The 21,591-nt window shown below is 38.4% G+C and carries 18 protein-coding genes; 6 read left to right on the top strand and 12 right to left on the bottom strand.

The annotated features are described in order from the left end of the window. Positions 1–8 precede the first annotated feature (8 nt). From guaA to bshC, 3 genes are all read right to left on the bottom strand, one after another. A complete protein-coding gene (guaA, locus tag Q1K34_RS03435; RefSeq protein ID WP_300434536.1) occupies positions 9–1,538 on the bottom strand; it encodes a glutamine-hydrolyzing GMP synthase in 1,530 nt (509 codons plus the stop codon). A 446-nt stretch (positions 1,539–1,984) separates the two neighbouring features. Then, a complete protein-coding gene (locus Q1K34_RS03430; RefSeq protein ID WP_300434851.1) occupies positions 1,985–3,352 on the bottom strand; it encodes an aminotransferase class V-fold PLP-dependent enzyme in 1,368 nt (455 codons plus the stop codon). A gap of 1 nt (position 3,353) precedes the next feature. Beyond that, positions 3,354–4,970, bottom strand: coding sequence for a bacillithiol biosynthesis cysteine-adding enzyme BshC (gene bshC, locus Q1K34_RS03425; RefSeq protein ID WP_300434533.1), 1,617 nt, complete (start codon positions 4,968–4,970; stop codon positions 3,354–3,356). Positions 4,971–5,083: 113 nt separating this feature from the next. Between bshC and Q1K34_RS03420 the strand changes: the two genes are divergently transcribed. The 6 genes from Q1K34_RS03420 to Q1K34_RS03395 all read left to right on the top strand — a co-directional run bounded on the left by Q1K34_RS03420 (position 5,084) and on the right by Q1K34_RS03395 (position 14,453). Then, entirely contained in the window at positions 5,084–7,573 is a 2,490-nt protein-coding gene (locus tag Q1K34_RS03420) for a M14 family metallopeptidase (protein WP_300434530.1), read from the top strand. A 12-nt stretch (positions 7,574–7,585) separates the two neighbouring features. Further along, positions 7,586–10,411: a pitrilysin family protein gene (locus Q1K34_RS03415; RefSeq protein WP_300434527.1), complete on the top strand. Its 2,826-nt coding sequence runs from the start codon at positions 7,586–7,588 to the stop codon at positions 10,409–10,411. Between the two features lie 223 nt (positions 10,412–10,634). Continuing rightward, positions 10,635–11,327 (top strand): TVP38/TMEM64 family protein, encoded by a 693-nt coding sequence (locus tag Q1K34_RS03410; RefSeq protein ID WP_300434525.1) that lies wholly within the window; start codon positions 10,635–10,637, stop codon positions 11,325–11,327. A 40-nt stretch (positions 11,328–11,367) separates the two neighbouring features. Beyond that, the gene (locus Q1K34_RS03405; protein WP_300434522.1) at positions 11,368–12,000 is read left to right on the top strand and encodes a TIGR02117 family protein; all 633 of its coding nucleotides are present in this window, start codon (positions 11,368–11,370) and stop codon (positions 11,998–12,000) included. Between the two features lie 90 nt (positions 12,001–12,090). Continuing rightward, positions 12,091–13,371, top strand: a complete 1,281-nt coding sequence (locus Q1K34_RS03400) for an erythromycin esterase family protein (protein WP_300434519.1) — start codon at positions 12,091–12,093, stop codon at positions 13,369–13,371. A 23-nt stretch (positions 13,372–13,394) separates the two neighbouring features. Beyond that, positions 13,395–14,453, top strand: a complete 1,059-nt coding sequence (locus Q1K34_RS03395; RefSeq protein ID WP_300434517.1) for a class I fructose-bisphosphate aldolase — start codon at positions 13,395–13,397, stop codon at positions 14,451–14,453. Positions 14,454–14,626: 173 nt separating this feature from the next. Here Q1K34_RS03395 and rimO read toward each other — a convergent pair whose 3' ends face one another. The 9 genes from rimO to Q1K34_RS03350 form a co-directional block, all read right to left on the bottom strand. Then, a complete protein-coding gene (rimO, locus tag Q1K34_RS03390; RefSeq protein ID WP_300434515.1) occupies positions 14,627–15,979 on the bottom strand; it encodes a 30S ribosomal protein S12 methylthiotransferase RimO in 1,353 nt (450 codons plus the stop codon). Between the two features lie 106 nt (positions 15,980–16,085). Next, positions 16,086–16,370: a hypothetical protein gene (locus tag Q1K34_RS03385; protein ID WP_300434512.1), complete on the bottom strand. Its 285-nt coding sequence runs from the start codon at positions 16,368–16,370 to the stop codon at positions 16,086–16,088. Further along, a complete protein-coding gene (locus Q1K34_RS03380) occupies positions 16,363–17,997 on the bottom strand; it encodes an amidase family protein (RefSeq protein ID WP_300434510.1) in 1,635 nt (544 codons plus the stop codon). The genes Q1K34_RS03385 and Q1K34_RS03380 overlap by 8 nt, the downstream gene beginning before the upstream one ends. A gap of 69 nt (positions 17,998–18,066) precedes the next feature. After that, positions 18,067–19,020 (bottom strand): signal recognition particle-docking protein FtsY, encoded by a 954-nt coding sequence (gene ftsY, locus Q1K34_RS03375; RefSeq protein WP_300434508.1) that lies wholly within the window; start codon positions 19,018–19,020, stop codon positions 18,067–18,069. Positions 19,021–19,159: 139 nt separating this feature from the next. Continuing rightward, positions 19,160–19,309 carry a DUF4295 domain-containing protein gene (locus Q1K34_RS03370; protein WP_084509775.1) on the bottom strand — a complete coding sequence of 50 codons (150 nt, stop codon included), beginning with the start codon at positions 19,307–19,309 and terminating at the stop codon, positions 19,160–19,162. A gap of 7 nt (positions 19,310–19,316) precedes the next feature. Further along, positions 19,317–19,499, bottom strand: a complete 183-nt coding sequence (rpmG, locus tag Q1K34_RS03365; protein ID WP_300434505.1) for a 50S ribosomal protein L33 — start codon at positions 19,497–19,499, stop codon at positions 19,317–19,319. 26 nt (positions 19,500–19,525) lie between these two features. After that, entirely contained in the window at positions 19,526–19,765 is a 240-nt protein-coding gene (rpmB, locus tag Q1K34_RS03360) for a 50S ribosomal protein L28 (RefSeq protein ID WP_108172696.1), read from the bottom strand. A gap of 227 nt (positions 19,766–19,992) precedes the next feature. Beyond that, entirely contained in the window at positions 19,993–21,252 is a 1,260-nt protein-coding gene (locus Q1K34_RS03355) for a competence/damage-inducible protein A (RefSeq protein WP_300434499.1), read from the bottom strand. Further along, positions 21,249–21,590, bottom strand: a complete 342-nt coding sequence (locus tag Q1K34_RS03350) for an Hpt domain-containing protein (RefSeq protein WP_300434496.1) — start codon at positions 21,588–21,590, stop codon at positions 21,249–21,251. Before Q1K34_RS03350 ends, Q1K34_RS03355 begins: the two co-directional genes overlap by 4 nt. Position 21,591 lies beyond the last annotated feature (1 nt).

Below are 21,591 nucleotides of genomic sequence, written 5' to 3'. Positions count from 1 at the left end.
GGTGATTATTATTCCCACTCAATAGTTGCCGGTGGTTTTGAACTAATATCATATACCACTCTATTAACGCCTTTAACCCGGTTAATTATTGTATTGGAGGTTTTTTGTAAAAACTCATAAGGTAAATTTACCCAGTCTGCGGTCATCCCATCTGTAGACTCCACAGCTCTTAGCGCTACTACCTGTTCGTAGGTTCTTTCGTCTCCCATAACTCCAACCGACTGAATTGGCAATAAGATCGCTCCTGCCTGCCATACTTTATCATATAACATCCAGTCTCTTAAACCCTGAATAAATATATGATCTACTTCCTGAAGGATTCTAACTTTTTCCGCAGTAATATCACCCAATATTCTTATGGCCAGTCCTGGTCCAGGAAAAGGATGTCTTCCCAGTAAGGTTTGGTCTATTCCAAGTTCCTTCCCTACTCTTCTTACCTCATCTTTAAACAACATTCTCAAAGGCTCTACCACTTTCAGTTTCATAAAATCTGGCAAACCACCCACATTATGATGTGATTTAATGGTAACCGAAGGTCCGTTTACTGAAACCGATTCAATAACATCGGGATAAATAGTACCCTGTGCCAGGTAAACCACATCCTTTATTTCATGTGCTTCATCATCAAATACTTCGATAAAAGTATTTCCAATAGCTTTACGTTTTTCTTCGGGATCACTTAATCCTTTGAGAGCATCCAAGAAACGTGCCGAAGCATCCACTCCTTTAACATTAAGACCCATATCTTTATACTGATCCAGAACACTTTCAAATTCGTTCTTTCTCAACAATCCGTTATTAACAAAGATGCAATAAAGATTCTTGCCAATAGCTTTATGTAACAATACTGCTGCTACCGAAGAATCTACTCCGCCACTTAGACCAAGTACCACTTTATCATCGCCAATTTTATCCTGTAATTCTGAGACCGTAAGATCTACAAATTTCCCGGGAGTCCAGGTCTGATTTGTACCGGAAATTTTTACAAGAAAATTTTCAAGGAGTTGTTTCCCATCGGTAGAATGGTAAACTTCAGGATGAAACTGAATCGCATAGGTTTCTTCTCCATCAATTCTATAAGCGGCATTCAGTACATCGGTTGTACTTGCAAGCCTAACAGCGTTTTCAGGAAGTTTAATAATAGAATCACTATGGCTCATCCAAACCTGTGAATTCTCTTTGATATTTTCGAATAAAGGCTCAGCATCTTTAATTACTGAAAGATTTGCCCTTCCATATTCCCGGGTATCTGAAGGTTCTACTTTTCCACCGGAAAAATGAGCCAGATATTGCGCCCCATAGCAAACTGCCAAAACAGGCAATTTCCCTCTTATTTTAGAAAGGTCTGGATGCGGTGCATCTTCAGCTCTAACTGAAAATGGACTACCAGAAAGGATGACTGATTTAAAACCAGAAAGGTCATCTGGAATTTTGTGATAAGGATAAATTTCGCAGTAGATATTTAGCTCTCTAACTCTTCGCGCGATAAGTTGCGTGTACTGCGAGCCAAAGTCTAGGATGAGTACGTTATTTTGCATGCGCAAAAATAGGAAATTGAGAAAAAATCAAAGCAAGGGATTTAATAAATTTTCAAAAGCGCTGAAAAGTATGAGAAACGCAGGCTTTAAGATGAGGATAATCGTATGGATAATAAAAAATCAAACTGGTATTAGTAAGTAAAATAACTCAGTCTTCTATTCCTTTTCCCAGAGCAAATACAGTAAATACTATTATAAGCAACACCAAGCCAATAATAACTTCCGGTAAATAATTCATTATTAAAATTCTTATTTCCTAAAACTAAAGAAAGGCGTATTAAACACTTCTTAAATAATTTAATTGTGCTAGAATTTTAAGCAATATTGTTAGAATCAAAAAGATTAATGGTTTAGAAGAATAACATTTCGTAGTTTGGATTAGAAGCTAAAAAATATAGAAATTGCCAGCACATACATATTAGCAGCTAAGATCTCAAATTTAGATCCTATTTTTCAAGAGTTTTCAGGATTTGATCTATATCATCTTCTGTAGTATCTGGGTTGATAAAGCAGAATCTAATCACGCTTTCTTCTTTCCATAAAGATGGCGTTACCAGCGCAAAGCCTTCCCTGTGATTTTTATAGGTCCAATCTCTGTAATCTTCCGCAGTCCAGCCTTTTCTTTTGAACAAAACCACCGATAGACTTGCAGGTCTTACCAGCTCAAGATTTTCATTATTCTCAACTTTTTCCGCAGCTATTTTGGCAAGTTCAATTCCGCGTTCTATCGCTTCTTTATACTTATTGGTACCATGCATGGCGAGGGAAAACCAAAGCGGCATTCCTCTTAACCTTCTTGTAAGCTGAATCTGATAATCTGCAGGATTAAAACCCTGGGCACCTTCATCTTTAAAAATATCTAAATAAGCGCCTTTTTGAGAATGAGCCTTTTTAGCCAGTTCTAAATTCTTATAAATTACTGCGCCGCAATCATAAGGTGAAAACAACCATTTATGAGGGTCTATGGTAATACTGTCTGCTTTTTCAATACCGTTAAAAAGATGTCTTACAGAATTTGCGGCCAGTGCTCCACCTCCATAGGCACAATCTACATGTAACCATACATTTTCATTTGCGCAAACCTCAGCAACTCCTTTAAGATCATCAATAATCCCGGCGTTTGTAGTTCCTCCTGTAGCAACCACTGCAAAGAGGCGGTTTCTGTCTTTCTCATTTAGCTGGCTAAGCGAGTTTTTCAAATCTTCCCCGGAAAGGAATTCTTCATCTGACTCTACCAGAATAACATCTGCATCCATCACTTTGGCCATAGATTTTATAGAACTATGTGCTCCGGTGGAGGTAAGTAATAAAGCTCTTTCTCTGGCATGGTTTGGTTTCTGCTCTCTCCATTCTTCCCTCGCTGTCACCAAAGCAGAAAGGTTCGCGGCGGTACCGCCACTGGTGAAAACTCCAAAAGCCCCTTCAGGAAGCTTGGTTAGGGAAACCAGCCATTTCATCGCCTGGTTTTCGCAAAAAATACCACCGGCACCTTCCATCCAGTACGCGCCATGTATACTGGAAGCTGAAGTCACCAAATCGAACATAATCGCTGCCCTGGTAGGCGCTGCAGGCACAAATGCCAAATGCCGTGGATGATCTATGGGCACCGTAGCTTTTACCAGTACATCCCTAAATAACTGAAACGCATTTTCACCTCCTATCCCTTCAGGAGTAATCGTTTCTCCTACTATTCTAAGGAGATCTTCTTCTTTTTTTGGGGAACCAAGTTCCGGCGTGACATTAGAAATACGATCTATGGTATATTTCATGACGTCCAACGTCATTTCTACCAGATTCATATCTATGGTATGCATTCTATTCTTTTCCAAAAGTCAGAATTTTAAAGTTAGACTCTAACGGATCCAATTCTGCCATCAACTTATTGATAAGTTTATTTCCGTAATCATTATAGAATTCAGAAAAATTAGTTTGTCTTTCCTGCAAACTACGGTGTGGAAATAGCTCATTTTGAAGTGTAGCTATCCTTTCCACTTCATCCTTCAATTTTCTTTTCTGGGCTTTCAGCAATCTCTTTTCCAGATTATCAAGGCCTTTTAACTGCTTTACTTCCTGGGCTTTTACTGCTCCTAAAAAGGATTCATCGGTTTGTTCCGCCAAATCATACATTTGCTGAAACTGGGTAATTAAATGTTCTTTTTGAGGAGAAAAATTAATATCGATATTTGATATTTTCCGTACTTTCCTATTGATGAGTTCGTGCTGTTTCAAAAATAATTCTGAAATAGAAATATTCAGTTTTTCCCGCTTTTCTTTTTGCTTTTCCGTTTGTAATAAAGCAGAATTTCGGAGCAGCAACATAGGAAAAGTCACCTCTTCAGCTTTAAAATATGACTCTAGTTCCAGCCAGTAAGCCAGCTCTCCACCTCCACCTATATAACAAAGATTGGGCAGGATCACTTCCTGATAAAGCGGTCTCAGCATTACATTAGGACTAAATCGCTCGGGATGTTCCTTTAATTCCTGAAGAATCTCTTCTTTGCTCCATGATATATTGGTTTCATGCACAAAAAATTTTCCTTCCCGCTCAATAATCCTTTCCCGCATCTCATCATTGAGATAAAATAAATTGATTTCCCTGGGATTTACCTGGATATTATAACCGAGCGAATTTATTTTCTCAACGGTGCTGGTTGTTTGTTTGTGAGAAATCTGCCGGATTAATTCATTTTCCACATAGGTTATAAAATGTTTTTTTAGTCTTTTATCTCCTGCAGCAATAATTACCAAACCATGCTCCGTAAAAAGCTCATTGGCTATAAAACGAGTGGCATCTGTAAGATTATCATGTTGCAGGTAGGCCTTTTCAAATAGTGATTTTAAAAAATCTGCATTTTCACCTCCACCTATTTCTGCGGAAAAAAGTTTAAAAACTTCCTCAAGACCTTCAGTAGAAAGTGTTCCCACTGCGGTTTGCCCGGCCCTTTTATCTGGACTATTCCATTTGAATTTCTTACCATGAAGATTAAAAAAATTGATTTCCTCAAAATCATGATCTTCAGTCGCCATCCAGTAAACGGGAACAAAATTATTATTAGGATATTTTTCCTTTAGCTGTTTAGTAAGGTTGATGGTAGAAATAATCTTATATAGAAAATACAAAGGCCCCGTAAATAAATTTAGCTGGTGACCGGTGACCACGGTAAAGGTATTTTCAGATGCTAATGATTCAATATTATTTTTCGTTTTTTCAGAAACAGCAAGTTTGGAGTACTGATGCTGCAAAACATCTAAAAGATCTTTTCTAATACTATGATCGTAGCTTTTCTTTTTTTCGGCTATATGATCTCCAAAGTTTTCAATCTTCGGAAATCTATTATAGAATTCTCTTAATTCTTTTTTTTCAGATAAATAGTCCAGAATTAAGGGAGTAAAGTAATTGGTTTCGGGATACGAAATACAATCGGTCGGCATAAATTTCAATTGTGGTTGCAAAGATACCGAAGATAGGGATTTTATTCCCTAATTTTTAGTTAATTCAAGCCTAGATACTATCTTTACCTGGCTTATTCTAAAATAAATATTTAATGAGAAATCACTTCTGTTTAATCCCCTTACTTTTTTTAAGTTTTCATATAATTAAGGCTCAGAGCCTTAAATCTCCTTCCGATTTTCTTGGTTACGAACTTGGCTCTCAATTTTCCCGTCATGCAGATGTGGTTGGTTATTTTAATCATGTAGCTGAAAATTCTGGTATGGTGGAATATCATACTTACGGAAAAACAAACGAACGCAGACCGCTTACCTACGCCGTCATTTCTTCCGAAGAAAATATGACCGACCTCGAAAATATTAGAAATATTCATTTAGGCTCCGTTAGGAAAGGAAATACCGATGCCGCCTCAGATAAAGCTATTGTGTGGCTGAGCTATAATGTGCACGGGAATGAAGCCTCCAGTACTGAAGCTGCCATGAAAACGCTTTACAGCCTGATCACAGAAAAAAAGGATTGGCTTGAAAATACCATTGTCATCATAGATCCCTGTGTAAATCCTGATGGAAGGGACCGTTATGCCAACTGGTACAATCAGGTAAAAACACAACCTTATAATGTATTGCAGCAAGCCGCTGAACATCACGAACCCTGGCCAGGAGGAAGGCCAAATCATTATCTTTTTGATTTAAATCGTGATTGGGCCTGGGCTACCCAAATTGAAACTCAGCAAAGATTGAAGGTCTATAATAAGTGGCTACCCCACATCCATGTGGATTTTCATGAACAGGGAATTAACGATCCATATTATTTTGCCCCGGCCGCAGAACCATTTCACGAAGTGATCACTCCCTTCCAAAGGGATTTCCAAACCCGAATTGGAAAGAACCATGCAAAATATTTTGATAAAGAAGGATGGTTATATTTTACCGGGGAGCGTTTTGACCTGCTTTATCCAAGCTACGGCGATACCTATCCCACATATATGGGTGCCATTGGAATGACCTATGAACAGGCCGGTCATGGTCGCGCAGGTTTAGGAATTAAAACTGATGAAGGATATATCCTGACCTTAAAAGATCGTTTGGAGCATCACTATACCACAGGAATTTCTACCGTGGAAGTGGCTTCGAGAAATACAGAAGAATTAAATAAAGAATTTCAGAATTATTTCAGTAATGAGGATTTTGAATATAAAAGTTATGCTTTAAATGGTAACCCTGACAAACTGAATAATTTAAAGGAATTATTAGACAGGCACCAAATAAAATATTCCTATGCAAATTCAGGCAGGATAAATGGGTTTCATTATAACTCCAACAAAACAGGGAATTTAGAAAATAATCAAAATACGCTGGTAGTTTCAACGAATCAGCCGAAAGGAAAAATGGTAAAAGTATTGTTTGAACCTAAAACCAAACTGGCAGATTCCCTTACTTACGATATTACCGCCTGGAGTCTGCCTTATGCTTACGGCCTCGATGCCGTGGCCAGCACCAGGCTTATTTCCGGCTCAGAGAAACCTGGGACAACTACCATTCAGAATACAGCCAATACTGATGGACCTGGATATATAAGCAAATGGAACAGTATGCAGGATGCACAATTTCTTGCAGCACTTATTAAAGAGGATATAAAAGTTAGATTTAGTGAGGTAGCTTTTAAAAGTAATGGACAAAATTTTGAACCTGGAAGCATCCTTATCACCAAAAGCGACAATCTAAATCTTGAAAATTTCAATTCCAGGGTGATAAAAATTGCTAATGAACATGAGCGCCAGCTTTTAACTGCGGAAACGAGTTTTGCAGGTAGTGGCCCCGACTTTGGATCTTCAGAAATAAAGATTATTAACAGGCAAAAAGTAGCTGTTTTAAAAGGTGACGAGGTTTCTTCACTCAATTTTGGTGAAATCTGGTATTTCTTTGAGCAGGATTTAAATTACCCTGTAACTCCAGTAAACACCAATTATTTCAGCAGCATAGATCTCAGTGAGTTTGATATTCTCATCATGCCGGAAGGTAGGTATGGAGAATTTATGAATGAAAAAACAATGGAAAAGATTTCATCCTGGGTAAAAAATGGCGGAAAATTAATGGCTATCGGTAATGCGGTTAGCAGTTTCAATGAAAAAGAAGGTTTTGGTATTACTGAAAATAAAAAAACTGAAAAAGATACCACTAAAACTGAAGCCAATCTCGTGCCCTACGCCCAGAGGGAACGTGAAAGCATTAAAAATCTGATTACTGGAAGCATTATTAAGACGAAAGTTGATAATACCCATCCACTCGCCTTCGGTTATAATGACACTTATTTTAGTTTAAAATTAAGCAATGACAGTTATAGATTATTAGAAGACGGCTACAACATTTCTTATATTCAGGAGCCGGAAGTGGTTTCAGGCTTTGCAGGAAGTGATGCCGTTAAGAATTTAAACAATTCGCTGGTATTTGGAGAAGTTCCTATGGGAAATGGCAGCATTATATATATGGTAGATAATCCTCTTTTCCGCGCATTTTGGGAAAATGGTAAGCTCTTTTTTGCCAATGCCATCTTTTTCACCAATAATAATGGGTATGATTATTAAAATAAATAGCATATGAAATTAATTAAAGTAACCTTTCTTCTTTTTGTATTAGGAGCTTTGAGTCCGTCTTTCGGACAGGATAAAACCAAAAATTTTTCAGTCGATTTTGAAACTTTTAATCTTGAGAATGGTTTAAAGGTAATTTTACACCAGGACACTTCAGATCCCGTGGTAGCGGTAGCTTTAACCGCCCACGTTGGTTCTGCCAGAGAGAAAGAAGGCAGAACAGGTTTCGCACATTTATTTGAACATTTACTTTTTCTGGAGTCGGAGAACCTGGGAAAGGGAGGTCTGGATAAGCTGAGTGCAAGAATAGGAGGTTCCGGTGCCAATGGTTCCACAAGCCGGGACCGGACCAATTATTTTCAAACCGTACCCAATGATGCTCTTGAAAAAATGATTTGGGCTGAAGCTGATAAACTAGGTTTTTTCATCAATACCGTGACAGAGCCTGTGTTAGCGAAAGAAAAGCAGGTAGTGAAGAATGAAAAACGACAGGGAGTTGATAACAGGCCTTACGGACATACATTTTATGTGATAGACAGAAACCTGTATCCAAAAGATCATCCTTATCACTGGCAGGTTATAGGAAGCCTTGAAGATCTTCAAAACGCCACTTTACAGGATGTAAAGGATTTTTATAATAAATGGTATGTACCAAATAATGTGATTCTTACCATTTCCGGGGATTTTGATAAAGCACAGGCCAAGGAATGGGTGCATAAATATTTTGACGAGATAGAACGGGGAGAAGATATTGCTGAGTTAGAAAAGCAACTGGTAAATCTTCCTGAATCCAAACGTCTTTACCATGAAGATAACTTTGCCGAATTACCGGAATTAACCATCGCCTGGCCTTCAGTGTACTCTTATCATGAAGATTGTTTTGCGCTGGAAATTCTTTCTAATTATTTATCGGAAGGAAAAAATGCCCCGTTGTATAAAAAACTGGTAGAAGAAAAGCAGCTTACCGGGAACGTAAACATGTTCAATTATACTTCAGAGCTTGCAGGTCAACTAATGCTTCAGGTTAGAGCTTATGAAGGAAAAGATCTGGACTCTGTAAAAACGGCCATTGATGAAACTTTTGCTGAATTTGAGAAAAATGGGATTCCGCAGCAAGATCTTAAGAGAATAAAAGCAGGACTGGAAACAAATTTTTACAACTCCATTTCCAGCGTACTGGGAAAAGGATTCCAACTGGCACAATATGAGATCTTTGCCAAAGACCCGAATTTTATCAATAAGGAGATCGATAAATTGCTTGCAGTGACGGAAGATGATGTGATGAGGGTGTTTAAGGAGTATATCAAAGATAAAAATTATGTAACCACCAGTTTTGTTCCTAAAGGTCAGCTTGAACTGGCATTGGAAAATTCCGAAAAAGCCGAAGTGGTCGAAGAAGAAATAGTGGAAGGTGCCGAAGAGGAGTTTGATGCCAGCCAAAGCCTCACTTATAAAAAGACTCCTTCAAGTTTTGACAGAAGCATCGAGCCACCTTATCAGGGAAAACCGGAACTAAATATTCCTGAAATCTGGGATGCACGAATGCCTTCAGGAATGAGTGTCATGGGAATTACCAATACAGAGGTGCCCGTGGTACAATTCAGCCTCGAAATGAAGGGTGGACAGCTACTGGAAACCCCGAAAACGGCTGGTGTTTCCAATATGCTCGCCAGCATGATGACCAAAGGAACTGCAGAAAAAACTCCTGCTGAACTGGAAGAGGCCATAGAGCTTTTAGGAGCCTCGATCTATGTGAATGCTGGTGAAGAGAAAATTACGATCTCAGGAAATACCCTGGCAAAAAATTATGCAGAAACGATGGAACTGGTTAGGGAAATTTTACTGGAACCAAGATGGGATGAAAATGAATTTGAACTGGTTAAACAGAAAATATTAAGCAGATTAAAAGAACAAAAAGGCGATCCCAACGCTATTGCCCAGAATGAATTTAAAAAGCTTATTTATGGAGAAGAAAGTATACTTTCTTACAATGAACTGGGAACTCCAGAAACTGTAAAAAGCTTAAGCTTACAGGACCTTAAAGAATATTATAAAGACAAACTTTCTCCACTGGCAGCAACCTATTTGGCAGTGGGCGATATTAAAAAAAATGAGGCATTAAATGCAATCAAAGCCATTTCAGCAAATTGGGCACCGAGAAATATAAGTTTTCCTGAAGTGCCTGACTTTGAACTACCTGAAAGATCAAAGGTTTATTTCTATGACGTTCCCGGCGCAAAACAATCGGTTTTCGCATTTGGTGCTCCCTCGCTTTCAGCCAAAAATGAAAATTTCTATCCTGCCGAAGTTATGAATTACCGATTGGGAGGTGGAGGTTTTGCTTCCAGACTCACCCAGGAATTGAGAGAAGGAAAAGGATATACCTACGGTATACGTTCGAGATTTACAGACAGGTCTTACATTGGCCCTTTTATGATAAGCAGTGGCGTGAGATCCAACATTACCTACGAAGCGGCAGAATTGGTAAGGGATATTTTAAAGGAATATCCTGCCACTTATAGCCAGGAAGACCTTGACGTCACTAAAAGCTACATGATAAAGAGTAATGCCCGGAGGTTTGAAACCTTGGGAGCCAAATTGAATATGCTTCGGGAGATTAACGATTACGGGTATAATTATGAGTATGTAAAAGATCGTGAAGCACAGGTAGAAGAATTGGACGTTTTAGATATCCAGGATCTTGCGAAGCAATATGTAAATCCAGATAAAATGTATTATTTAATTGTAGGTGATGCGGAAACTCAAATGGATAAACTGGAGGAATTAGGCTACGGAAAACCTGTTTTACTGAATAAGTATGGTGGATATTAAAATTTTATAAAAGCTTTAAGTCTGGCGGAAATTCTAATTTCCGCCTTTTTTATATCTTCTCCTATAATTTAAAAAGTAATCATTTAAAAAATCCTTATACTGAATATGTTTCAGCCTTTCATTTAATCTTGAAGCTGATTAAGTAAGCAGAGACACTAAACAGGTTCAGGTTGATCTCAGAATAGTATTATAGTTCAATTTGACATAATCTAAAAAAGCAAATTTGTCTGAAAGACTTTCATATATCATTACCGGAAGTATTGTCGTGGGCCTGGTGCTACTCTATTTTTTGTATCCTCCTTTCCAGGAATTTATTAACGAAACCTGGCAGATTCTATGGAGCGAGGACGAAACAAGAATTCGAAATCATTTCAAAAGTTTCGGCTTCTGGGGTCCTATTGCAATCATTATCGTGATGATTTTACAAATTTTCCTGGTAGTTTTTCCCTCGTGGCTTCCCATGATCGTAGCTGTTTTAGCTTATGGATTCTGGGGTGGTGCTTTAATTTCCATAGTTGGGGTATTCTGCGCGTCTAGCATTGCATTCTATCTGGGCAAATGGTTGGGTGAAGATCATCTTGAAGAAATAATGGGAAAGTCTAAAAACAAAAAAGTAGAACGCTGGATTTCAGATTATGGGTTCTGGACCATTGCTATTTTCAGGATATCCCCTTTTCTCTCCAATGATGCCATCAGCATTGTTGCCGGAATGCTGAGTATGACTTACCGAAAATTCATTCTGGCGACCCTAACCGGAATTATCCCATTATCTTTCGCCATCGCTTATTTTGCCCAGGATATTGATACTCTAAAAAACGGACTCTACTGGATAGGTGGTGCGGGTATCGTGATTTACGGCATCTACGTTTATATAGATTATCGAAAGAATCAAAAGGAGAAAAAAGCAACCACATAAGATTAGGATGAAAACTTTTGGAAAATTTTTTCGGAGTTTTTTGATCATTCTTTTCTTTCCTGCGTTTATTTATTTCTTAATAACATTAATTGGTGGGTTAATTCCGGTTAACCAACATTCAAAAAATAAGGGTGATATTCAAATTTTCCTGGTTCAAAAGGGTTCCCATACAGATATTGTAGTCCCTATCACAAACAAAATTATCGACTGGAAAAAAGTGATACCTCCAGCGCATTTTCCGAAAGCTATGAGGGCTGCCAAATACTATTCCTTTGGATGGGGCGATCGTGAGTTTTATCGTACTACACCTTATTGGGAAGACCTTACTTTTAAAACCGCTTTTAAAGCATTATTTCTGAACACTCCTTCTGCAATGCATATTAGGCAGTTGGATAAAATAGATTCAGAAAAAATTATTGAATTGAATATTAAGGCTGAAGAGTATAAAAGATTATCAGAATATTTCCTGATGCATCTGAAATTTAAAAAGAAGAACCAAATATCGCCGCTGGATTTTCATTATTCTGAAAATGATGTTTTTTATGCCTCCTTTTCTTCTTTTCATGCTTTCAGGACCTGTAATTCCTGGAGTAATAATGCGCTGAAGTATTCTGGTTTAAATTCATGTCTTTGGACAGCTTTTGCCTTTCCTATCTTCTGGCAGTATTCTTAACGTTTTTTATCATTATTTTATCATCTCTCTAAGGCAGGCTCACTTATAAAACTTTTAATTTCAACACTATAAGCTGAAATTATCAAAATTATGAGTCAATCAAATCTATCTAATCATTTCCATCCTTTAAGTAAAAAAAGTGATCTGGATCCACTTATGGAAAGAATTGGAGATGCACAATATGTCCTTTTAGGTGAGGCCAGCCACGGAACTCACGAATATTATACCTGGCGAGCCCAGATCTCTAGGCGACTTATTGAGGAAAAAGGATTTTCTTTTATCGCCGTGGAAGGTGACTGGCCAGATTGCTATAAAATAAATCAATGGATTAAAGGACATTTAGCGGGTGATGTTGAGGAAGTGTTGCATGAATTTAAGAGATGGCCAACCTGGATGTGGGCCAACTGGGAGATCGCTGCTTTTGCGAACTGGATGAGGGAACATAATTCACGAAAGAAACCAAAAGAAAAAATAGGCTTTTATGGTCTAGATGTTTACAGTTTATGGGAGAGTATGGAAATAATGGTGGATTATTTAGAGAAAGAAGATCCGGATACCGCCGAATTAGCCCGCAATGCCCTGGTCTGTTTTGAGCCATACAAGGCCACAGATTCCTATGGCTCCATATTTAATAATTCCAAACCAGGTTGCCAGCAGGAGGTGGTAGAACTTCTTAAACAGGTAAGACAACGGGCGCACACCTACGATAGCCAACCCGAAGCCGACCTTAACGCGGAGATAAATTCCCTGGTGATGGCCAATGCTGAAAAGTATTACAAATCCACTTCTAATTTTGGTGAAAGTTCCTGGAACGTTCGCGACCGGCATATGATGGAAACATTGAACACCCTACAGAAGTATCACGGAAAAGATTCTAAAGTAATTGTCTGGGCTCATAACACACATATAGGCGACGCGCGAGCTACAGACATGGCGCATAGCGGACTCACCAATATTGGGCAACTGGTAAGAGAAGAAAAGGGACGAAAAAATACAGTATTAGTTGGATTTGGTTCTTACGAAGGTTTCGTGATAGCAGGGGAAAGATGGGGAGCTCCCATGAAAAAGATGGAAGTTCCCAGGGCAATCTCTAATAGTTTTGAAAATAAATTACACGAGTTAGATCCTTCAGATCAATTACTTATTATGAATGAACATCCCGATATTGCTGAAACCCTGGAAGCTAAGCTTGGTCACCGTGCCATTGGAGTGGTTTATCATCCTGAAGGTGAAAGAAGAAATTATGTGCCTTCTGAAATCGCCGAACGTTATGATGCTTTCATTTATTTAGATAAAACCCAGGCTCTTCATCCTTTAAAATTTGAACCGGAAGGACATTTAACACCTGAAACATTTCCATTTGGAATTTAAGAAACACCAAAAAAATATAAGTTATGAGCAGTTTAGAAAATATTAGAGAAATCCTTGGAGAAGACGCTGATTACTACTTAAACCATGAGTCGAAAAAAATCACAAAAGAGCGATTACATGTGCCTGGTCCCGATGTAGTCAAAGGATTTGAACAATCAGATAGAAATCCTCAAACGCTTCGAAGCCTCGCCCAGTTATATAAGCACGGAAATCTGGGAAAAACAGGCTACCTTAATATCTTGCCTATAGATCAGGGCATAGAACATTCAGCAGCTTTTTCATTTTACAAGAACCAGGATTATTTTGATCCTGAAAATATTATTAAACTGGCCATAGAAGCCGGTTGTAATGGGGTTGCTTCTACTTTTGGAGTTCTGGGCCTGCATGCGCGTAAATATGCCCATAAAATACCTTTTATCGTAAAAATCAATCATAACGAATTGCTTACCCATCCCAATAAATACGATCAGATTCCCTACGGAACTGTAAAAGAAGTCTGGAATATGGGAGCGGTAGCCATTGGCGCGACGATCTATTTTGGATCGAAGGAAAGTAATCGCCAACTCGTGGAAATTGCTGAAGCTTTTGAGGAAGCACATCAACTGGGGATGGCCACAATTTTATGGTGTTATACCCGAAATTCCAGTTTTAAAGTAGGCGATGAAGATTATCATTCTGCAGCAGATCTAACCGGGCAGGCCAACCATCTTGGTGTCACTATAAAAGCAGATGTAATAAAACAAAAACTGTCGGAGACAAATTTTGGCTTTAAAGAAATTAATTTTGGCAAATATAATGACCAGATGTACGACGAACTTACGACAGATCATCCCATAGATCTTTGTCGCTTGCAGGTTGCCAATTGCTATATGGGCAAAATTGGCCTTATTAATTCAGGTGGCGGCTCTAAAGGTGAGTCTGATATAAAAGAAGCAGTGAGAACCGCAGTGATCAATAAAAGAGCCGGTGGAGCAGGTCTTATTATGGGTAGAAAAGCTTTTCAGCGACCTTTGAAAGAAGGTGTTGAAATTTTAAATAAAGTTCAGGAAGTGTATCTAGACAAGAATATTAAGCTGGCTTAAGCTGATTAAAATTGACAAATTCCGCTCGTAGCTTCTCAATTTCTTCATCAGAATAGGCTTTTAACGGGAGCCATGGTACCCTGAGCATTAGGAGCTTTGATGTTTGTATTTTCCTGAAGTATCTAAACAATCAGACCCTGAAATAACAAAAAAACGGAAAAAAATCAAGCTAACTAAACAGTCTTGATTTTTAGCTCTTTACGGGTAGGCTTTTGAGTATTTACGTTTAAAGGTTCTCCATAAAGATCAAAATCGGCAGCTTCAGTAATTTTTACCTCGTAATAATCCCCTGTTTTAAGATATACTGAAGTCGCGTCTATCAACACCTCGTTATCTACATCTGGAGAATCAAATTCGGTACGGCCTACAAAATAATTTCCTTCCTTCCGGTCTATCACCACCTTAAAAACTTCCCCAATTTTCTGCTGATTCAATTCCCAGGAGATCTGAGACTGGATTTCCATAATCTCATTTGCACGCTCCTGCTTCACTTCCTGCGGCACATTATCTTCGAGATTATACGCATGCGTATTTTCCTCATGGGAATAAGTAAAACAACCAAGTCGCTCAAAACGCATCTCCTGTACCCAGTCCTTCAATTCCTGAAAATGTGCTTCAGTTTCACCGGGATACCCGACGATGAGGGTCGTTCTAATAGCCATTTCGGGTACTGTTTTTCTGAATTCTTTCAGAAGTTTGGTCGTTTTTTCGTGCGTGGTTCCTCTACGCATAGATTTCAAAAGATCATCTGAAATATGCTGCAACGGAATATCCAGATAATTGCAAACCTTAGGTTCACGTTTCATCACATCCAACACATCCATCGGGAAACCTGTTGGAAATGCATAATGCAACCTGATCCACTCAATCCCTTCCACCTTTACCAGGTTTTCAAGCAATTCAGCCAGGTTACGCTTTTTATAAAGATCAAGTCCATAATAAGTAAGGTCCTGGGCGATCAATATCAATTCTTTTACCCCATTGGCAGCGAGTTTCTCAGCTTCAGTCACCAGATTTTCAATGGGAGTTGATTTATGTCCGCCACGCATCAATGGGATCGCGCAAAAAGAACAGGGACGGTCACAGCCTTCAGCAATTTTTAAATATGCATAATTTTTAGGAGTCGTGGTGATACGCTCCCCAATAAGCTCATGTTTATAATCGGCTTCTAAAGCAGAAAGCAATCCGGGAAGTTCTGTAGTTCCAAAATACTGGTCTACATCTGGAATTTCTTTCTGTAGATCTGGCTTATAACGTTCACTCAAACATCCGGTGACGAAAACCTTATCCACCTCTCCCTGCTGTTTCTTCTCCACAAATTCAAGGATGGTATTTACAGATTGCTCCTTGGCATTATCAATAAAACCACAGGTATTGATCACTACAATATTCCCATCTTCTTCATGTACAACGTCTTTTTTGTTGGCCTTTAACTGCCCCATCAGCACCTCGCTATCGTAAACATTCTTACTGCAACCAAGGGTTACCACGTTGATCCTGTTCTTCTTTAGTGATTTCGTCCTCATAAACTTTTCTTCTTTTTTGCTTTAATCATTTCCGAAGGAAACTCAAAGCGGGTGCAAAGATACAATCTAAAATTAGATATACCTGAAAGTCTTTATATTGAAGATCTTAAGAGAAATTTTCGTGTAGCTGAAGCATCCACTCCTTTTCGTAATACCTCACGATGCTTATAAGGATCACACCAGCAATTACATAGGCCCAGTGGTAAGAATCTCGTTTTACCATAAATGCTCCAACGATTGCAAAAACCAGATACGGAAGCGATAAAATAAGGTTAGGAATAACCCAGGCTCCCTGAAACATGGCCACAAACTTCATGATCACATAAAAAACACTGTAAAAAAAAATAATCTTGGAAATAAGCACCAGGTATCTTTGTGCAGTACTACTCATTATAATCTACAGGAGTTTTTCTTCTTTTAGTATTCTTTTCGAAGATATATGCAAATTGTAATAATTGCTCCTCAGAATAAGGTTTTCCAATGATGGTCACCCCCATAGGACGGCCTTCCTGAGTATATCCCATAGGTACCGTTATAGCTGGATACTTTGCCACGGCAGCATAACCGGCATGATAGTTATTTATCGAAACCACCGCATCCAGGCTATGCTCCTGCATAGGTTTTTCAAAGAACCTGGTTCCATTGGTCTTCAGGGTATCCTTAATCGCTGCAAATTCTTTCTCGGTGGCTGAATCTTTAATTATTCCTAAAAATAAAGCCTGACCGTAAGGTGCCCTATTCAGCGAATCCTGATCGTTATAATCTACCACATCCTGAACATTTTTATAAGAAACATCTCCTCCGTAATTTTTAAGATAAGTCGGCAGATCTTTCTTCATATCAAGATTTAATAACCTTAAAAAGTTTGGAAGGTCTATATCTTCAGCTTCAAATTCTACTATGGTAGCACCTGCATTTTTAAGATCGTTGATAGCTGTTACATACAGGGAATCTTCCATAAGGGCTTTTATGGCACCAAGGCGTTTTCCTTTAAGATCAGTAGTTTTCAAATCTGAATAATAATCTGTTCGTTGCTTTTTAGCAATTTTTGAAGCAGGATCGGCATTATCTGTTCCGGCCATTGCATCTAAGAGAATAGCATTATCCACTACAAATTTGGTAATGGGTCCGGGAGTATCTAAAGTACTTGAAATTGGAACAATTCCACCTCTGCTTAAAACTCCAATTGTAGGCTTTAAGCCTACTACTGAATTAGAACTTGCAGGAGACAGGATAGAACCCGAAGTTTCAGACCCAACGGCCACTGGAGCGAAATTAGCTGCGATTGCCACACCACTACCGGAGCTTGAACCGCCCGTATCATGTACTTTTCTTCCGTAGGGATTTAACGTCTGGCCGCCAACGGTAGAAAAGCCATTGGGACAGCCTTCACAGAAGAAATTTGCCCATTCACTTAAGTTCGCTTTACCCAGGATAAGCGCGCCATTATCCTTTAACTGCTTTACAATAAAAGCATCTTCGGTCTCATTATTTTGAAGCGCATAGGAGCCTGCCGTGGTGGGCATATTTGACGTATTGATATTATCTTTTAAAAGCACCGGGATTCCGAAGATAGGATGGTGATCTTTATTCTCCTTTTTTTGCTGATCTTTTTTCCTCGCCTCTTCTATTAAATTAGGATTTAATGAAATTACAGAATTCAATGAAAGCTCATTATTCCTGTCATATTCCTTAATCCTGGTTAAATAAAATAAAGCTAACTCCTCGTAGGTAAGTTTTTCTTCGTTTATCGCCTGTTGAATTTCAGGAATCGATTTTTCGAACACTAAAGCTTTTACCTCCTCATATACTTCCGTAGAAAATTCTGCCAGATCTGTTTGAAAGGGCTTCCAAAGGCTATCATTATCGATAACTTTAGAATCTACCTGCCGGTATTCAATTTCTTTAACATTGGTAGAATCGGCCTGGAGATTTTCAGTTTCAGAGTTGTTTTCAGATTTATCATCTTTACAGCTAAATAACGCTGCAGCAATAAAAAGAAGTAGTATTTTTTTCATTAAGGAATAATTTAATTTTCAGGAATAATTACAATATTCCCGGTTTAGATTTATTTTTAAAATGTAGATCTATTTGAAGAAAGAGTCTACAAATTCATATTTATTGAAAACCTGCAGATCTTCGATACCTTCCCCAACACCAATATATTTCACAGGAATTTTAAACTGATCGCTAATTCCTATAACCACGCCACCTTTTGCTGTACCATCAAGTTTAGTAACCGCCAGGGACGTCACCTCGGTAGCCGCAGTGAATTGCTTGGCCTGTTCAAAAGCATTCTGCCCGGTAGAACCATCCAATACTAACAGCACTTCATGTGGCGCATCTGGAATAGTCTTCTGCATTACTCTTTTCACTTTGGTAAGCTCTTTCATCAAATTAACTTTATTATGAAGCCTTCCCGCCGTATCTATTAAAACTACATCGGCGTCCATTTTCACGGCACTCTGAACCGTATCGAAAGCTACGGAAGCAGGATCGCTACCCATTTTCTGTTTTATGATTGGCACCTCTGTCCTATCTGCCCAGATCTGCAACTGGTCTATCGCAGCCGCTCTAAAAGTATCTGCAGCTCCAAGTACCACTTTTTTACCTTTACTTTTAAACTGATGTGCGAGTTTACCAATTGTCGTGGTTTTTCCAACTCCGTTTACCCCTACTACCATGATCACATAAGGTTTAGTATTCTCGGGTACCTGTATTTCTGAACCTTCCCCTGCATTGGTTTCAGAGAGCAATGCAGCGATCTCCTCACGAAGAATTTTATTCAGTTCGTCTGTTCCAAGATATTTATCTCTTGCAACCCTGTCTTCAATTCTATTTATAATCTTTACCGTAGTAGCCACACCTACATCACTACTTACCAGTACATTTTCAAGATCATCAAGAACTTCCTCATCTACCTTAGACTTTCCGGCTACCGCCTTACTCATCTTATCAAAAAAATTGGTTTTGGATTTCTCCAATCCTTTATCCAGGTTTTCCTTTTTCTCTTTAGAAAATATCTTTTTAAATAAACTCATTTATTTGGCAGGTTTTTAATAATTCCGAAAGTTTAAAGCCTTTCGAAAGCGGCAATAAATATACATAAAAAGAAAAAGCCGTCCAGATTAAATCCAGGACGGCTTTTAAAGATTATTTAAAATCGTTTGTGAACGATGCTTATTTTTTCAAAAAGTCGTTTACGTCTTCCGGAGCCATGATTTGTTCTACAAAAGTGTAGGCGCCAGTTTTTTCAGACTTAACCATTTTTATCGCTTTGGTTAATCTTTTAGATCCTGTTTGAATAGATGCTACTGATTTCTTTGCCATGACTTAATTATTTAATTTCTTTATGAACCGTCATTTTCTTAAGAATTGGGTTGAATTTCTTCAACTCGATTCTATCCGGTGTGTTCTTCTTATTTTTTGTAGTAATATATCTTGAAGTACCTGGTTGTCCAGATGACTTATGCTCTGTACATTCTAGAATTACCTGAACTCTGTTACCTTTCTTTGCCATTGTGAAAATATTTTAAGTACTAAGGATTATTTCTGAAGAAATCCTTTTGCTTTAGCTTCCTTAATTACGGCAGAAATGCCTTTTTTATTGATATCTTTTAATGCAGATGTACATACCTTAAGGGTAACCCATCTGTCTTCTTCAGGAATAAAAAAACGTTTTTTAACTAAATTGGCGTTAAATTTACGTTTAGTTTTATTCATGGCGTGAGAAACATTATTCCCAACCATAGCTCTTTTCCCGGTAAGTTCACAAACTCTTGACATTGCTCTATACTTTTCTCGTTATTTCAAAACAGGCTGCAAATTAACGATTTTTTTACCTAACCGGCAACTAATTCAAAAAAAATATTTTGCGCTTAAAACAATTCTTTTAAACCATCGTTCAGCTCCTGTCTCATCCCTATTCCGGCTGCAAAAATAAGATTTTTAATCAATATAAATCAAGTGGAAATTAGCTGAATATTTTAATTGGTTTCATAAAGATCTGAAAATCAATTAGCATCTTTCATTTTTATGATGCTTTGCTGAATTAATTCCATCGCTTTATTAACAGATTTTCCAATTACCTTTTCGCGATGATTCCCAAAATTAAACTCAAATGCCTCTGCACCGTTAGGAGTAGCTATCCCAATAAAAACAGTGCCTAATTCGGCTTCACTATCCCCTTTAGTAGGTCCAGCATTACCGGTAGTGGAAATTGCAAATTCAGAATGAAACTTCTCGCAGGCTCCTGTCGCCATCGCTTTGGCAACTTCGGCGCTCACCACCGAATGCTCTTTAATAAGATCTTCTGAAACGTTCAGGATATCGGTTTTAGACTGAGTGGAATAGCAAACCACACTTCCTTCAAAGGAAACAGAAGAGCCCGGTGCACTGGAAAACTTCGAGGCCAGCCTGCCACCGGTACAACTTTCAGCAGTAGAAAGAGTCCAGCCTTTTTCAGCAAGCATCCTTCCTATGATCACCTCCATAGGATCGTCATCTTCATAGCCATAAATAATGTCACCTATAATTTCATGTAAAGCGGTGACCTGATTATCTATAGCATCTCTTAAATGTTCTTCATTATCGCCACGGGCGGTAAGCCTAAGCCTCACTCTTCCCACGTTGGGAAGATAGGCCAGTTTTACATTTTCAGGTAAATTTTCCTCCCAATGTTCGATCTTTTCAGCTATGGCACTTTCGCCTAGCCCATACGTGATCACTGTCTTATGAAGAATAACGGGTCTGGAATAATTTTGCATCAACCTGGGAATTATCTCCCTTTCCATAAGTCCTTTCATCTCATAGGGTACGCCAGGCATAGAAATATAGACTTTCCCATTATCTTCAAACCACATTCCCGCTGCAGTTCCAAACTCGTTATGTAAGGCCGTGGCTTTAGAAGGCAACAACGCCTGATTCCGGTTTAAATCTGAAATAGGCGTATCGATATATTTTTCGAAAAGTTCTTCTATATGTTTTAGCACCTCAGGATTGCGAACCAGTTCATCCTCAAAATATTCACAAAGGCATGTCTTGGTAATATCATCTTTTGTAGGGCCTAATCCGCCAGTGATTATTATAATATCAACCCTTTGAGAAGCTTCTTTTAATGCCTGTAGAATATGGCTTCTCTCATCCTGAATAGAAGTTATTTGATAAACGCTTACACCTATCTTGTTGAGTTCTTTAGCAATATATGCTGAATTGGTGTCAACAATCTGGCCGATGAGTATCTCATCGCCTATAGTGATTATTTCAGCTTTCATTCTAATCCAAAATCACGTTTAAGCGCAATCGAGGCAACGTCTACTTTTTTTGAAATTGTTTCTGCTGCTTCCGGCACCTCATTTTTTCGTTGGCCTTTTTTAGACCAGGCTTCAATTATCTTAATCTGATCCATTAAATTTAACCCGAACAATTGCAGATTTGGTTTCATCTTATGGGCAAATTGATATGCTAATGAAGGATTATCATTGCTTATAGCTTCTTTCATAGCTGCCACATCTGGTGGTATTTCCTCAAGAAAGGTTTGTACGACTACGAGCATGAATTCCTCATCCCCACCGGCCATTTCTTTTACTTCATCAAGATTATAGCTGTTCATT

It is taken from the genome of Christiangramia sp., assembly GCF_029937855.1.
GTDB lineage: Bacteria > Bacteroidota > Bacteroidia > Flavobacteriales > Flavobacteriaceae > Christiangramia.
The sequence above is the reverse complement of the archived record's forward strand: the minus strand, read 5'-3'. Positions and strand labels throughout refer to the sequence as shown.

What these genes read in the sequence shown, in the direction of transcription:
- Q1K34_RS03395 (WP_300434517.1), top strand. Translation starts at nt 13,395, where the DNA reads ATGAGCAGTTTAGAAAATATTAGAGAAATCCTTGGAGAAGACGCTGAT.
- rpmG (WP_300434505.1), bottom strand. Translation starts at nt 19,499, where the DNA reads ATGGCAAAGAAAGGTAACAGAGTTCAGGTAATTCTAGAATGTACAGAG.
- Q1K34_RS03355 (WP_300434499.1), bottom strand. Translation starts at nt 21,252, where the DNA reads ATGAAAGCTGAAATAATCACTATAGGCGATGAGATACTCATCGGCCAG.
- Q1K34_RS03400 (WP_300434519.1), top strand. Translation starts at nt 12,091, where the DNA reads ATGAGTCAATCAAATCTATCTAATCATTTCCATCCTTTAAGTAAAAAA.
- Q1K34_RS03415 (WP_300434527.1), top strand. Translation starts at nt 7,586, where the DNA reads ATGAAATTAATTAAAGTAACCTTTCTTCTTTTTGTATTAGGAGCTTTG.
- Q1K34_RS03380 (WP_300434510.1), bottom strand. Translation starts at nt 17,997, where the DNA reads ATGAAAAAAATACTACTTCTTTTTATTGCTGCAGCGTTATTTAGCTGT.
- Q1K34_RS03350 (WP_300434496.1), bottom strand. Translation starts at nt 21,590, where the DNA reads ATGAACAGCTATAATCTTGATGAAGTAAAAGAAATGGCCGGTGGGGAT.
- guaA (WP_300434536.1), bottom strand. Translation starts at nt 1,538, where the DNA reads ATGCAAAATAACGTACTCATCCTAGACTTTGGCTCGCAGTACACGCAA.
- Q1K34_RS03385 (WP_300434512.1), bottom strand. Translation starts at nt 16,370, where the DNA reads ATGAGTAGTACTGCACAAAGATACCTGGTGCTTATTTCCAAGATTATT.
- Q1K34_RS03370 (WP_084509775.1), bottom strand. Translation starts at nt 19,309, where the DNA reads ATGGCAAAGAAATCAGTAGCATCTATTCAAACAGGATCTAAAAGATTA.
- ftsY (WP_300434508.1), bottom strand. Translation starts at nt 19,020, where the DNA reads ATGAGTTTATTTAAAAAGATATTTTCTAAAGAGAAAAAGGAAAACCTG.
- rimO (WP_300434515.1), bottom strand. Translation starts at nt 15,979, where the DNA reads ATGAGGACGAAATCACTAAAGAAGAACAGGATCAACGTGGTAACCCTT.
- rpmB (WP_108172696.1), bottom strand. Translation starts at nt 19,765, where the DNA reads ATGTCAAGAGTTTGTGAACTTACCGGGAAAAGAGCTATGGTTGGGAAT.
- Q1K34_RS03420 (WP_300434530.1), top strand. Translation starts at nt 5,084, where the DNA reads ATGAGAAATCACTTCTGTTTAATCCCCTTACTTTTTTTAAGTTTTCAT.
- Q1K34_RS03430 (WP_300434851.1), bottom strand. Translation starts at nt 3,352, where the DNA reads ATGCATACCATAGATATGAATCTGGTAGAAATGACGTTGGACGTCATG.
- bshC (WP_300434533.1), bottom strand. Translation starts at nt 4,970, where the DNA reads ATGCCGACCGATTGTATTTCGTATCCCGAAACCAATTACTTTACTCCC.